The organism is Caproiciproducens galactitolivorans (genome assembly GCF_029266045.1).
GTDB lineage: Bacteria > Bacillota > Clostridia > Oscillospirales > Acutalibacteraceae > Caproiciproducens > Caproiciproducens galactitolivorans.
Genome location: NZ_JAJUFJ010000008.1, coordinates 1 through 12,630, shown reverse-complemented (window position 1 = coordinate 12,630; position 12,630 = coordinate 1). Strand labels below are relative to the sequence as shown.

Genomic DNA, 12,630 nt, shown 5'->3' with positions numbered 1-12,630 from the left:
AAAAATCCAACTAGGTTGTCTTATCAATATAAAAAATAAAAGAAAAGGAGTGTCCAGTATGAAAAAGTTGGTCAGCGTAATTCTTTTGGTTCTTGTAGTTGCTTTTTCATCCCTGCCCGCTTACGCGGCGGAGAAGAAAGCCGATGGTCAGTCGGGTGTGGTTCGTCCCAGCTTTGTGAACATTATGTCCTTAAGCGCGGGTCTTTCCATTAACGCGGCCGGTAAAGCCACCTGCACGGGTTCGGTTGATCTCTATGACAATTCCTATACAGTCAAGATGACTGTTACGCTTCAGAAGTACAATGGAAACGGCTGGTCCGGTGTGAAATCCTGGAGCAAGAACGGAAAGGGAAACGCCGGTGCCCAGTTGTCCGAAAGCTACTACGTTACCAGCGGTAAATACAGAGTTTGCACTACGGCAAGGGTTTACAACACGGCCGGGAAGCTGGTGGAAACGGAATCGGCGTATTCTGCTGAAAGGACTTATTAATCCGTCTAATCTACATACGGCCCTTAAAATGAGGGCGACTTCGTCCATTATGGAATGAAAAAACCTTAATATTTCGCGTATGGAATTTTGATTATTTTAATCTAATTTTATGAATTTAATCCACTTCCCGAGGCAGTCTCCCCGAATTCGGACGCCTTCCCGCATAGCGCCCCCGAGAAGGATTCGGATTTTCGCGCTGATATAAAGGCGCAACCGGTTCTTGCGGGGGCGCTAGTAAAATAGCTTCCGTGCCCCACACTAAGGTATGATTTCGGAAGAGAAGTAATGGACGGAAAAAATAATATTTTTGGAAAACGCAACGTATGAATACTGTCAACAGAAGTGTAGACAGATCCGGTAAATGGAAACGACGAACAGCAATGCTGGGAGCGAGAAATAATTTTTAACAGCAGTATTAAACGGTGAAATCTACACCAATTGGCGGTAAGGGCAACCAATCGCTTCGGGAATGCTATTCCCTAAAATTGCGCGCAATTAAAACATCTGAGAGCGGAGAAAGCTGGTCGTGGGTAAGAAAAGTCGACGTATCCTCTTGATTCAAACCATGAACTTGCATTCTTTTTTTACAACGCGGAAGCGTTAATAAGAATACTTCAAAGGCAAAAAAGGAGCGGCGGGGCATTCCCGCCGCTCCTTTTTTGGATTTCACCTCCTTAATTGACTTGTTCAGGGTATTGCTCCATTAAGTGCAGCCGCTCAAAGCTCGATCGACCTTCGCGTAGAAGAATTTTTACCGTTCAGCATCCTGCTCGTTTTGCCCGGCGCAAAGCCCAGAATTCTGGGTATGAGCAGGTAGTTTAACAGGAATGAGAACTTTATTTTTTGTTGTCGCTCACGTTTAATTGATGAATGGCTTCTTTTAGCTTATCCGGTAGAGGAAGTCCCATTTTGCCTGCGTTTCCAATGATATTGATTCCCTCGTTAGATAGGTAGAAAAGAATGATCATTGTGCGAAGAGAGCTGCCATAGCCTATTACATGCTGGTCAATGATATTCCCCAGAGAGGCTAGAACAAACATCATCATTTTTTTGGAAATACTTTTTATTCCGATCTTTTTTGTCACTCGTTTGTCGGTTACACCGAGCAAGACGACCGAGAGGGTATCCATAGCCGTAAACGCAATTAGTGCAAAAATGAGTGAGTCAAAACCACCGAGCAGCCAGTTTATGAGGCTGCCTGAGAAAATTAGAATTCGATTTAAGCTTTCGAAAAACGGATTCATATTGACCCCTTCTGTTTCCTGCGGCATGTCCGAAGCATTGGATTCCGCGTTTTATTAAGCGGGATTTTTTTTGGTTCTGACCTGCTGCAACCCAAAAACTCACGCAACTTTTCTGTTCATAAGCCTGTCCCATACTCTTTCCAAAAATGATGCTTCCGGCTTACTCCATGGAGATCAATACCCATTGCCTAAATTACTAAAAATACCATTGTTTACATTTATTTCCTCTCTGTTATGTAAGGACAACCATTCATATATTTTGCAACAGGAAAAAATGAAAAACCGCAAATTTTTTTTGTGAATTGCTTTTGTAAAAACAAAACTGACGCCGTGAAAAAACGGCGCCAGTTTTGCTAACCTCATATTTTTTGCCTGTTTGCTTATGACAAAAATTTTTTGATTTAATAAGATTTTTTTAATTCAAAAGACTCGCAGTCTGTACAGCTTTTCTGTGTCGGGTTTTGCTCATGCGTGCCGACTCTAATGCTGTCCAGCGAGCAGTATTGTTGATCTTGGCAGTGATATTCGCACTCAGTTACTGTGCATTCAATGCTTGGGTTCGCATTTGATTTTTCCATTTTCATACACTCCTTTCCATGGATTAGTTTGTCCACGAAGGGAGAAAATATAGCAAGAAAATAGAAGCAAAAGAACTTACCTGCAAAACGGAAGTATCTGTCGTGCTCTATATAAACAAAAACTGAGATTAGTACAAATTTAATTTTGCAAAGCTTTTTGATTTCATATACATTGAGAGCATCTAGAAGAAGGTAAAATTATATACAGACAGTATTAAAGCCTATTGGGATACAATTTGTATTCCAATAGGCTTGGCTTTATGCTTTCTCAGACTTTTTAAAAAGGATGAATATGAAAATGTTGGTGCCCCGCGCCTGGGTGGTGGTGATAATATTCGTCGACCAGATTTGTCCTGATCAGCAGGTCGACGTCCTTCAAAAGCTCTCCGGCGGGGCGGTCCGCGGCGATCGTATGGCTTTCGTCAAAGAGGACGGCGCGTTCCGCCATTTCCTGCACCATTTCCAGATTATGTGTAGAAACAAGCAGCGTCTTTCCGGCTTCATGCAGCTTCATAAGAAAAGAGACAAACCATCTCTGCGTGCGGGGGTCAAGCCCCAACAGCGGTTCATCAAAGACGAGCACCTCCGGGTTAAGCGACAGAACGCTGGCAATGGCGACTTTCCGTTTTTCACCGCCGCTTAAATGGTAGGGCTGGCGGTGCCGCAGGGCTTCAATGCTCAGAAGCGACAGGCAGTCCTCCACCCGTTTTTCCGTTTCGTCCTCATCCAGTCCCATCTGGCGCGGACCGAAGGCGATTTCATCGTATACGTCGGCACAGAACAGCTGGGTATCTGCGTTCTGAAAGACAAACCCGATTTTCTGATGAAAGCGTTTTGAAAACAGGGGATCCTGCATTTTTTTGTGCGTAATTTTCTCCCCCGCGAAACGGTATGTGCCGCTGTCGGGGAAGAGGATACCGTTGATCAGCTTTAGCAGGGTAGACTTACCGCTCCCGTTCATGCCCATCAGCGCGACGGATTCTCCCTTTTCAATGCGTAGTGTGATGTTTTTCAGCGCCGGCGTGCCTTCATAGGAATACGACACATCCGATAATTCGATCATGTTATTCATCCCAAATATAAGAATATCAGCAGAGCAAGAATATGGACCAGCAGGTACCCGGCATCCGCCCAATTCATGCGGATGCGGCCGCTTTTACGGTATTCGCCTGTAAAGCCCCGGCATTCCATGGCGGCGTTCATTTCCTCCGCCATTTCCTTCGATTTTATAAACATAGTGCCTGTAATGCCCGAAAGAGAAGCGTATTTCCGGTTGTTTTTTCCAACGGATCGGAGTTTCAGCGCGTAGAGCATGGGGAGCGAAAATTCCCCAAGCATAAAAATATACCGGATGGTAATATCGAGCACGAAGATAAAAATATCCGGAAGAAAAAAGGTTTTCAAAGCCCCAGTTATATGCCGCCATTGCGTTGTCCGCGAAAGGATATTCACGGCGGTTACGGCGGCGAATACCTTAAGCGGGAGCATGACGATGCCATACCGGTTCCCCCAGAAGGCAGACGGAAGAAGGATGACCAGCGTGAAAAGCGCGGCCGCAAATCCCGCTTTCAAGATATGGAAAATTTTATCGGCAGGCAAAAGGCTTGTCGCCGCCAAAAGGGCAACGTTGATTGTCAGGATAAAAAAGAGGCTTTTCGAAAGGGAAAGCAGGATAACGAGCAGAAAAGTGCATGCGACCTTGAAGGGCGCATGCACAAAATGTTTTCCCGACGGAATACCGCTCTGCGCCCGGATGCGCGACAGAATCCCCAGCAGGGACAGGATGCTTTTATCGATAAAGGAATCCCTGTCCGGTATGGGTTCGTACTGTTCTTCTTTCAGTAGCCATTCGGGCATTGCGGTTTCCTCCAGCTGGATTATTGTATTTCCTTATTATTTTTGGATTTTACGTTTTGGATAATTTTAAATACTATCATAAGGATAGCAACCCCCGCTACGGCAGACAGGATATACCCCGCGTACGGTGGAAGCCCGGCGATGGAATAATCGGGCATGGCGGCTTCAAAATTTATTCCGTTGAGCATACCTTCCGGAATAAAACCAAGGGGCTGGCCGCTGCTTGCGGGGACGGCCTGAATTTCTTCCGCGCTCCATTCGCCCCATGCGGTTCCGGTGGCGAGAAGCCCAAGGGGGGTAAGGCAGATAAGTGCTGCGAGCAGGCCGTAAACGGCCTTGTTCTTTTCTTTCTTTCCTTCATATATGGTTCCCGGGGATACTTTCTTTATAAAAGTGAAGATGGCAACCGTAAACAGCGCTTCCACGATCCCGGCAACCACAAGGTGGGGGATCATCATAGCGGGGATGGATACGGACAGGGGATACGGGCAGTAAAGCGCCTGCCCCGCCGCGTTTTTAAAAAGAAGGGGTTGAATACCGAATTCAATTGCCGTGCACAGGGCGGCCGCATTGAGTCCGGCGTAGGAACCGATAATGATACCGATGTATTCTCCCTTTTTACCTTCTGTGTGATCTTTGATGAATTTGTAGAGGAAATAACCGACAAAGGGGAGGACAAACGCCATGTTGAAGCAGTTTGCGCCGAAGGACAAAAGCCCTCCGTCCCCGAAAAACAGCGCTTGAATCAGTAGTGCCACCGAAACGGAAATACACGCCGCATACGGCCCCAAAAGGATTGCCAGCAGCGTTCCGCCAACGGCGTGGCCGGTTGTCCCGCCCGGAAGGGGAACGTTAAACATCATCATCAGAAATGAGAACGAAGCACCGATGCCAAGAAGGGGCATTTTTGCACGCGATACTTCTTTTTTCAGCTTGTTTATGGAAACTGTCCATGCGGGCAGCATGGCCGCGCCCATAACAGCGCAGGTAGCCGGGCTTAAATAATTGTCCGGAATATGCATTTTCATCTTCCTTTCACTGCAAAAAAATAACCCAAAAGAAACTACTTCTGTAGTGCCCTTTTGAGTCCATCCAAATTCCACATGTGAAATAAATTCCTTTAAAAAGCCTTCATGGCTTATTTTTATCATAGCATGGCTTTCGTGTTTTGTCAAACAGGAAAGCCATGCTTTTCGATCAGGCGTATCCCCGCAGAGAAATGTTTGCTAGTTTGTTGAAATCCGGTCGCCCGGCGGCGTTCAGCAATACAGCGGATTCGTCCGCGTTCTCCATCCGGTACCGGTTCAGCGCCTGGATAATTGTTTCCGGTTTTTGGATCCCAACCCCGTGCCCATAGAACATGCCGTTGCCCAGTTGGATGGCGTTTTCTCCCTGCCATTCCGGGGCGAGTGGATCCACGTCGGGGTTGTCGAAATACCGGCGGTCGCCCGGCAGGTATACTTCGCGCTTGCGAATATTGCCGACTTCCCACAGGAGCTTATCAATACGGTGCCAGTTCATCAGCTCGATTTTTAGGAAAGTTTTGTTAAAAAGTGTTTCGCCGTAGGTATTTAACAGTGCGCCGTAGTATACAATCATTATTGCGGTTGCACATTCGGTCTCGTATTTGGAGCCGTTGCGAAAGATGTCCGCGACGGCATCGGAAGCCTTTACGCCGTCCTTCAGCACGAAGCCGCCGTCCCGGGCCCTGTTCCAATAGGCCGGGTTACAGCGGGTTTCGCGGAAAACCGCAAACCCCATGCCGCTCCGGTTTAACGCGTAGGAGGCGGAAACAATTTCCTTACGCAGGCGCAGCTCGAATTTCAGGTGGTTCATCGTGGGGAAGGAGAAACGCGCACCGCTTTCGGCAAGCTTGCCGAGCACGATTTGCTCCACGCTTCCTTCCGGATATTCCGTTTGGAAAGCTTCCGGGGATACGGCGGTTCCGTTTACGTATATCATGTGAATTCCCTCCTGCCCAGTTTGGCAATTTCAAGCTGTTTTTCAAGGGGGTACCGCACCCATTTGTTCCAATTGGCAGGATTTCTCGCATGAAGATGGTGTGAATAGTTTGCAAGCACCGCTTTTTCTGCTTCACCTATGTCTTTGAATGGTTTGAGCACGGCCTGTTCCGGTTCCGACAAGGCAGACAGCGGCTCCTTTTTGCGGGTAGGAATTTGTTTACATAAATATTTTGCTTCCAAATTAACGTTACAGGGCGATGGACAGTTGGTTTGCATCAGGCTTTCCCCTGTAAAACAGAGATAGTGTTGATTTTCGTTCAGCCACGAGAGGTAACGGGCATATTGCTTCTGCCTATCCTCCCTAGTTTCAAGCGGCGTGTCGTGCGGAAGGTTGAGCAGCTGGCACGCAAGCGCTGCATCTTTCGGGTTGTTGGAACGAAGCCGTTCGGCAACCAGGCGCAAAGCGTAAACATCGCGAGAACTGAAAAATGCCCATACCAAATCATGGTAATAGCTCCCTTTTTGATTGCGTTTGAATATCAGCTCCGCGGCAATGGGGAGCACCAGCTTTTCACAGCATTTTTTAATAAGGATTGCCGCGGAGGCATCCAGAATGCGGTCAAACGCTTCGCTCAGCCCGTCGTCGGGGGCGCCGGTGCGTAAAATCCAGAGCAGAGAGGCATGGAAGGCTTCGTTGTTAATGGCCAGCGGAATTCCCGGAACGTCGGAAAGTGTTTTTTCAGGAAGAATTTTATCGCAAAAGCGTAGCGCGATCCGGTTGCGCTCATTAAGATCGTGAAACAGATTCTGCTCAAGAATCTCCGGGCGCAGGATGAACAAGGTTGCAAAATGCAGCCCGGCGTCATTCAAAATCCGGATGGTGCTTTTGGACTTCTTTTTTTCCATTATCCGAAATTGGTTTTTGCAGGCGTCGATTCCCCGTATCTGACGGATTCTATCCAACTGGTTTAATGAATTTCCTGCGTACATTTTACCCCGCCTCTTTCAGTGAATGTTCTTAATCCATAATATTGCAGAATGGAGGTTTTGTTCCGCATTTTCATGAAAGCGAACGGGAGAGAAAGATTGTCCACAGCATAAGCGGAAAGCGGGTGGGCGGATTTTGTATGTGCTTGCGTGGATGTTTCATAAATTTTGGGGATGAAAAGCAGCATGGGAACTGGATTTGGTAAATATTGGGTTATATATGATGCACAAATCGAAATAAAAAAAATAACGTTTTTTTTCCTTATTGCCCGCTGATTTATTCAGATTATTGTAAAATTTTTTAAATTTTTGTCGATATTATAAAAGAAATGGAAATATTAGAAATAGAAGGTGTATATGCATGATTTTCAAACGTAACCTAGCAGCCAAAATTTTATTATTTATCGGCCTGCCTGTAATCATTATTTTTCTTCTGCTGTCTTTCATGATTCTCCAGCCGGTAAAACAGTCGGTTTCTCAACTGACGACAGATGAATTGACGACGAAGTCGCAGTATGCTTCCAATCAGATTGAGAGCTTTTTTGCCAAATATACGGGCATTACGGAACAGCTCGAAATGGATGTTACTTTTCAGAATTTCTTTCTGAATACGGCTTCCAAACCAAATTTGAAGGAGGTTCCCAATTTTAACGCGGTTGACCAGACTCTCCGAAATATAACGGAGTCCGATAAGGAGAATATCGCCAACACTTGGATTGCGGATATGGCGACTAAGCAGCTGATCGATCAGACGGATGGCGTTACGGGGTTAGATATACCCTCCAGACCATGGTACAAAAAGCTATCGGAGAATAAAAAGACCATTATAACGGATCCTTATGAGGATTCAACGTCAAAAGATCTGACCGTCAGCATCATCACTCCGGTTTATAAAAGTGATGGAACAACGCTGATCGGCGTGACGGGAATTGACATTAAGCTGGATCGCCTTTACCAGATGATCAGCGGCTATAAGCTGGGAAACACCGGGTTTTATATCCTCACCAGCGCGAACGGGCAGATTATTTATCATCCCGATCAAACGCTTAAAAGCAAAAACATAGCGGATTCGAAAATGTCCCAGAATATTATCGATGGCATGCAGGGGAAAAACTCCGGCTTCCTTACCTATACCGCAATGGGAGGTACGAATTACGGATTTGTTTCTCCGGTTGGCTCCACCGGTTGGAGAGTGGCCACCGGTTTGCCGGAAACGGAATTCAACAGATCCTATAATTCCGTACAAACTTCCCTGATGGTCGATTTGTTGATTGCCCTTCTGATTATTTGTGTGGTTACGATTTTGATCGCGAAAGGGATTGTCAATCCGCTCAGAAAGCTCGAAACCGCCGCAAATCAGATTGCGGAAGGCGACCTCGACGTAATAATCGACGTGAAAACGCAGGACGAAGTTGGCAAGGTTGGCACAGCTTTCTCCAGAACAGTAGATAGGCTGAAAAAGTATATTGAGTACATAAATGAAATCTCCCATGTTTTGGATGAAATAGCCACCGGCAATCTGGTCTTTGAACTGCATTGCGACTACATCGGCGAATTTTCAAAGATTAAAGTCGCGTTGGAAAATATTAAAACCACGCTTATTAAGACGTTTACCGAAATTAATAATTCCGCCGACCAGGTTGCCAGCAGCGCCGAGCAGGTGGCGAGCGCGTCGCAGTCGCTGGCGCAGGGCGCAACCGAGCAGGCGAGCTCCATTGAGGAGCTTTCCGCTTCCATTTCGGATATCGCTGTACAGGTAAAACAAAACGCGGAAAACGCGCAAAAGGTAAATGATCTGTCCGAAGCATCTTCAACCGAAATTGCGCATGGAAGCAAGCTAATGCAGGAAATGACGGAGGCCATGGTGGAAATCAGCACTTCGTCCAATAAAATCCGTGATATTATCAAAACGATTGACGATATTGCGTTCCAGACCAATATTCTTGCGCTGAATGCGGCTGTAGAGGCTGCGCGCGCCGGCGCGGCGGGCAAGGGCTTTGCCGTCGTAGCGGATGAGGTTCGGAATCTTGCCAGCAAGAGCGCACAGGCTGCAAAGGATACGACCGGATTAATTGAAAACGCAATCCAGTCGGTTGAAAAAGGGCAGAAAATAGCGGACGATACGGCACAGTCCCTGCAGCAGATTGTTGAAGGAACCAATAGTACTTCCAGCCTAATTAAAGAAATCTCAAGGGCCTCCAATGACCAGGCGACGGCCATTGAACAGATTACGCAGGGCGTTGACCAGATTTCCGGCGTTGTACAGACGAATTCCGCCACAAGCGAGGAAAGCGCAGCGTCCAGCGAGGAACTCAGCGGACAAGCACAGACTTTGAAGGCGTTGGTAAGCCAGTTTAAAACAGGAAATACCGCTGAATCTGATTTGATAAATACAACCAGCAATCAAATTCCTACCGTTCCATCCCAAGCGAACGGGAAGTATTAATCTTTTTAAAACGGACCGGCTGAATTTTTGATTCAGCCGGTTCGCCGCATAAAGGGGGGAACGCCTTTGTTGCGAATTAATTCAAAAAATTGTAATATTCGGCTTGCGCGGCGGGCAAGCTATAACGGAGGTGAGTGATTTGAAAGTAAAAGAGATTATGTCCAAAAAAGTTGCAAGCTTAAATTCAGAGGATTCCGTTGAAAGAGCCGCGCAGTTGATGAAGCAGTATGATGTGGGTTCCATCCCGGTATGCAGCCGGAATCAGGTTGTCGGCATTGTAACGGACAGGGATATCGCGGTCCGCACGATTGCTGAGGGGAAGGATTCCAAGCAGGAAAAAGTCAGCGCGATTATGAGCTCCAATCCTGTTGTTGGAAATCCGGATATGGATGTTCATGACGCCGCCAAAATTATGAGCACAAATCAAATCCGCCGGCTTCCCATCGTTGAAAATAACAACCTGGTTGGAATCCTTGCTTTGGGGGACATTTCCGTCGAGCCGGAGCTGCAGGACAACGCGGAGCAGACTCTTAGAAATATCTCGCAGCCCTGCGAAAGCAAAATGTAAATTTTTATATTTATTGAAAAACAGCAGTACGTTTTCCGTACTGCTGTTTTTTATGGGAGGCAGCCCGTTTGCTTATTCATGCTGCAGGCCGTTGGGGATATTGTTCACCGGTTTCGGAATATCGTAGATGTCGGTATACGCCTCCGCTTCATCGTTATTTGCCGGCGGCGTTTGGATCAGCCCAGTGCAGTCCATTGAGGATACCACGCACTCCGAATCAAAGAAAGAGTCTTCGTCCTGCAGTTTCAGTTTACGCTTATCTTCATCGCTCATATTGTTTCCTCCTGTTTTTTGATAAAATTAGTTTGTCCCAAAACAGGATAGATAAGCGTATAAAAGTCCGATAAAAATCAAAGAGCCGCTCTTTTTACAGAGCGGCTATAGGGAGAATTTTTCACTTGAAGGACTGGTAACTTGGCATCACCCCCCATAGTTACAAATTCTCATAGCACGATTCTATACTACAAAATTTAGAAAAATTTTGCAAATGTAAATGATGGTAAAAGTCCTAAATAATGGAGAATCCCTGTCTACTGTGTTCGGCAGGGATTCCGTTCATTTTATTTTGAAGAAACGGTGCCGGGCTGGCTTCCGGGTACTGTGCCGGCTTGGCTGCCTGGCTGGCTGTTTGGTTTTAAACCGGAAATAACGCCGGAAACCTGGCCGCCGAGATCCTTACCCTCGGATGTTACTTTGGATACTGCGCCGGAAACCGTGTTACCCATATTTTGACAGCCTGTAAAAGAAAAAAGAATCAAAGTGCAGATCGATATCATAATAATAAGTTTCTTTTTCATGTTCACCCTCCTTTCGTTCATATCGTTCCACTATTAAGGGCAAATATAGGATAGAGCTTAAAGATTGTTCCGGATATCTTTGGATTCGGAATCCTTTCGTTCAATGTTTAACCAGTGCGCATGCAGGGCAGCCTCTTCCGCATTGATGCATTGACTTTCCGAAATCCAATCCCCGGATTCCGAATAATAGCCGACGGACCATACGCCCGGCTCTGTTTTATGATACATATATAGAGGCAATAGGGATCACTCTTTCTGCCGCGTATCGGCTTTGGTTTTCTTATTTAACTTCTCCGTTTTTTAAATTTTTAGCCTCTAAAATCTTATCCAAAAAAGAAAAAATTTTACAAAAAAACAGGAGCTTGAACGAATTTGTTCGTGCTCCTGTTTTTTAAACAATAAAAAGTTTAATGCCGACTTGCTCGATTATATTTTTCCATTCCGGCGGTAGAGCGGAATCAGTAATAATGATATCCATTTCGTTTAACTGGGCATAGTACGCCGGACTTACTTTCCCAAATTTGCTGGCGTCTGTAATTAAAATTTTCGTCTGCGCGGATTGAAGTGCGGTGCGCTTTGTCAGCACCTCATAGTTGTTCGCGCAGGTTATTCCCAGCTTTTCGTGAACACCGGTAGCTGAAATAAACACTTTTGTCGCCCGGATTTCGCTGATCAGGTCTATTCCCTGCGGCGACTCAAAGAACTGTCCGTTGGGATGGAAATACCCGCCGGGGAAAATCAGCTTAATGAGCGGCTTGTTGATGAGATAGGAAAGGACATTGTAATTGTAGCAAAGCACAGTTATATCCATATCTTCCGGCATGTACCTTGCCAGCTTGTCCGCGGTGGAACCGGAGTCAATAATGACAACGTCGCCCGGCTCAATTAACGTTGCCGCGAACCTCCCGATGCGGTCTTTTTCTTCGTTCATTTGTATTTTTGCGGAGTACAGCTCGTAATTGGAAAAACTGTTTTCCACAACAGTATTGGAACGGTAGGTAGCTTTTCCGTAGCTGCGGTCCACAATGGCGTCGCTTTTTAAAGTGTCGAGATCCCGGCGGATTGTCATTTCCGAAACACCCAACATTTCAGAAAGCCGCCGAACAGTCAATGTTTTATTTTCCTTTAAAAGGGCGACAAGTTTATTTAATCGCTCGCTTCGATTGCTCATGGTTTACACGTCCAAACTATTCTGTATCAATCATATTTTCTAATATTATACCAAATTCTATGCAAAAATCAACTGATTTTGAAATATAAATTTAATAATGAACACATATGTGTTCTGTTTTATACAATATATGTTATAAAAATGATTGGTTACTTTAAATTTGTTCGATTTTGTTGTTAAATGAACTAGATAACACAGAAATAGTTCATACAAAGCAACGAAAATCAATATTTGTGTTGACATTTTGTGCTATTGACATCATAATAATGGTCGAACAAGCTGAATATTAAACATTTTATATATTTTTTGTGTTTCAAAAGAGCTTTGTGACAAAAAATGTGTGCGAAACAAATGGTTTAAGCTGTGGATTGGGAAAGGATGGATGAAATGAACAACATGGAAAAGAAGGAACTGCGAATACTGGCCTGTAAAGTAAGGCGTGGCGTGGTTGAAGGTGTGTACCACGCAAAGTCAGGACACCCGGGCGGGAGCCTGTCGGCGGCCGACATTTTCACGTACCTGTATTTT

Annotated in this window: 14 protein-coding genes and 1 pseudogene; 4 read left to right on the top strand and 11 right to left on the bottom strand. The window is 45.7% G+C overall.

Translation table 11 applies throughout. The annotated features are described in order from the left end of the window. Positions 1 to 58: 58 nt before the first annotated feature. Complete coding sequence (locus P9B68_RS07125) at positions 59 to 490, top strand: hypothetical protein (protein WP_135660322.1); 432 nt, start codon at positions 59 to 61, stop codon at positions 488 to 490. 836 nt (positions 491 to 1,326) lie between these two features. Here P9B68_RS07125 and P9B68_RS07120 read toward each other — a convergent pair. From P9B68_RS07120 to P9B68_RS07090, 7 genes are all read right to left on the bottom strand, one after another. Next, positions 1,327 to 1,734, bottom strand: coding sequence for a phage holin family protein (locus tag P9B68_RS07120; RefSeq protein ID WP_135660323.1), 408 nt, complete (start codon positions 1,732 to 1,734; stop codon positions 1,327 to 1,329). Positions 1,735 to 2,135: 401 nt separating this feature from the next. Beyond that, the gene (locus tag P9B68_RS07115; RefSeq protein ID WP_135660325.1) at positions 2,136 to 2,312 is read right to left on the bottom strand and encodes a DUF1540 domain-containing protein; all 177 of its coding nucleotides are present in this window, start codon (positions 2,310 to 2,312) and stop codon (positions 2,136 to 2,138) included. A gap of 277 nt (positions 2,313 to 2,589) precedes the next feature. Beyond that, complete coding sequence (locus tag P9B68_RS07110; protein WP_135660327.1) at positions 2,590 to 3,375, bottom strand: energy-coupling factor ABC transporter ATP-binding protein; 786 nt, start codon at positions 3,373 to 3,375, stop codon at positions 2,590 to 2,592. A gap of 5 nt (positions 3,376 to 3,380) precedes the next feature. Further along, entirely contained in the window at positions 3,381 to 4,169 is a 789-nt protein-coding gene (locus P9B68_RS07105; protein ID WP_135660329.1) for an energy-coupling factor transporter transmembrane component T, read from the bottom strand. Positions 4,170 to 4,189: 20 nt separating this feature from the next. After that, positions 4,190 to 5,191, bottom strand: coding sequence for a cobalt transporter CbiM (gene cbiM / locus P9B68_RS07100; RefSeq protein ID WP_135660331.1), 1,002 nt, complete (start codon positions 5,189 to 5,191; stop codon positions 4,190 to 4,192). Between the two features lie 175 nt (positions 5,192 to 5,366). Next, the gene (locus P9B68_RS07095; RefSeq protein ID WP_277668736.1) at positions 5,367 to 6,131 is read right to left on the bottom strand and encodes a protein-glutamine gamma-glutamyltransferase; all 765 of its coding nucleotides are present in this window, start codon (positions 6,129 to 6,131) and stop codon (positions 5,367 to 5,369) included. Next, a complete protein-coding gene (locus tag P9B68_RS07090) occupies positions 6,128 to 7,123 on the bottom strand; it encodes a hypothetical protein (protein WP_135660336.1) in 996 nt (331 codons plus the stop codon). The genes P9B68_RS07095 and P9B68_RS07090 overlap by 4 nt, the downstream gene beginning before the upstream one ends. 358 nt (positions 7,124 to 7,481) lie before the next feature. Here P9B68_RS07090 and P9B68_RS07085 point away from each other — a divergent pair, with 358 nt between their 5' ends. Further along, on the top strand, positions 7,482 to 9,566 hold the full coding sequence (locus P9B68_RS07085) for a methyl-accepting chemotaxis protein (protein WP_277668735.1): 2,085 nt from the start codon (positions 7,482 to 7,484) through the stop codon (positions 9,564 to 9,566). A 139-nt stretch (positions 9,567 to 9,705) separates the two neighbouring features. After that, positions 9,706 to 10,134, top strand: a complete 429-nt coding sequence (locus P9B68_RS07080; protein ID WP_135660340.1) for a CBS domain-containing protein — start codon at positions 9,706 to 9,708, stop codon at positions 10,132 to 10,134. Positions 10,135 to 10,206: 72 nt separating this feature from the next. On the opposite strand, the gene P9B68_RS07075 is transcribed toward P9B68_RS07080, so the two are convergent. The 4 genes from P9B68_RS07075 to P9B68_RS07060 form a co-directional block, all read right to left on the bottom strand. Then, positions 10,207 to 10,407, bottom strand: coding sequence for a hypothetical protein (locus tag P9B68_RS07075; RefSeq protein WP_135660342.1), 201 nt, complete (start codon positions 10,405 to 10,407; stop codon positions 10,207 to 10,209). Between the two features lie 287 nt (positions 10,408 to 10,694). Next, positions 10,695 to 10,931 carry a hypothetical protein gene (locus tag P9B68_RS07070; RefSeq protein WP_135660344.1) on the bottom strand — a complete coding sequence of 79 codons (237 nt, stop codon included), beginning with the start codon at positions 10,929 to 10,931 and terminating at the stop codon, positions 10,695 to 10,697. A 57-nt stretch (positions 10,932 to 10,988) separates the two neighbouring features. After that, complete coding sequence (locus P9B68_RS07065) at positions 10,989 to 11,171, bottom strand: hypothetical protein (RefSeq protein WP_135660346.1); 183 nt, start codon at positions 11,169 to 11,171, stop codon at positions 10,989 to 10,991. Positions 11,172 to 11,322: 151 nt separating this feature from the next. After that, positions 11,323 to 12,102: a DeoR/GlpR family DNA-binding transcription regulator gene (locus P9B68_RS07060; protein WP_135660348.1), complete on the bottom strand. Its 780-nt coding sequence runs from the start codon at positions 12,100 to 12,102 to the stop codon at positions 11,323 to 11,325. Between the two features lie 387 nt (positions 12,103 to 12,489). Here P9B68_RS07060 and P9B68_RS07055 point away from each other — a divergent pair. After that, positions 12,490 to 12,630 (top strand): annotated as a pseudogene (locus tag P9B68_RS07055) (transketolase); the annotation flags it as partial.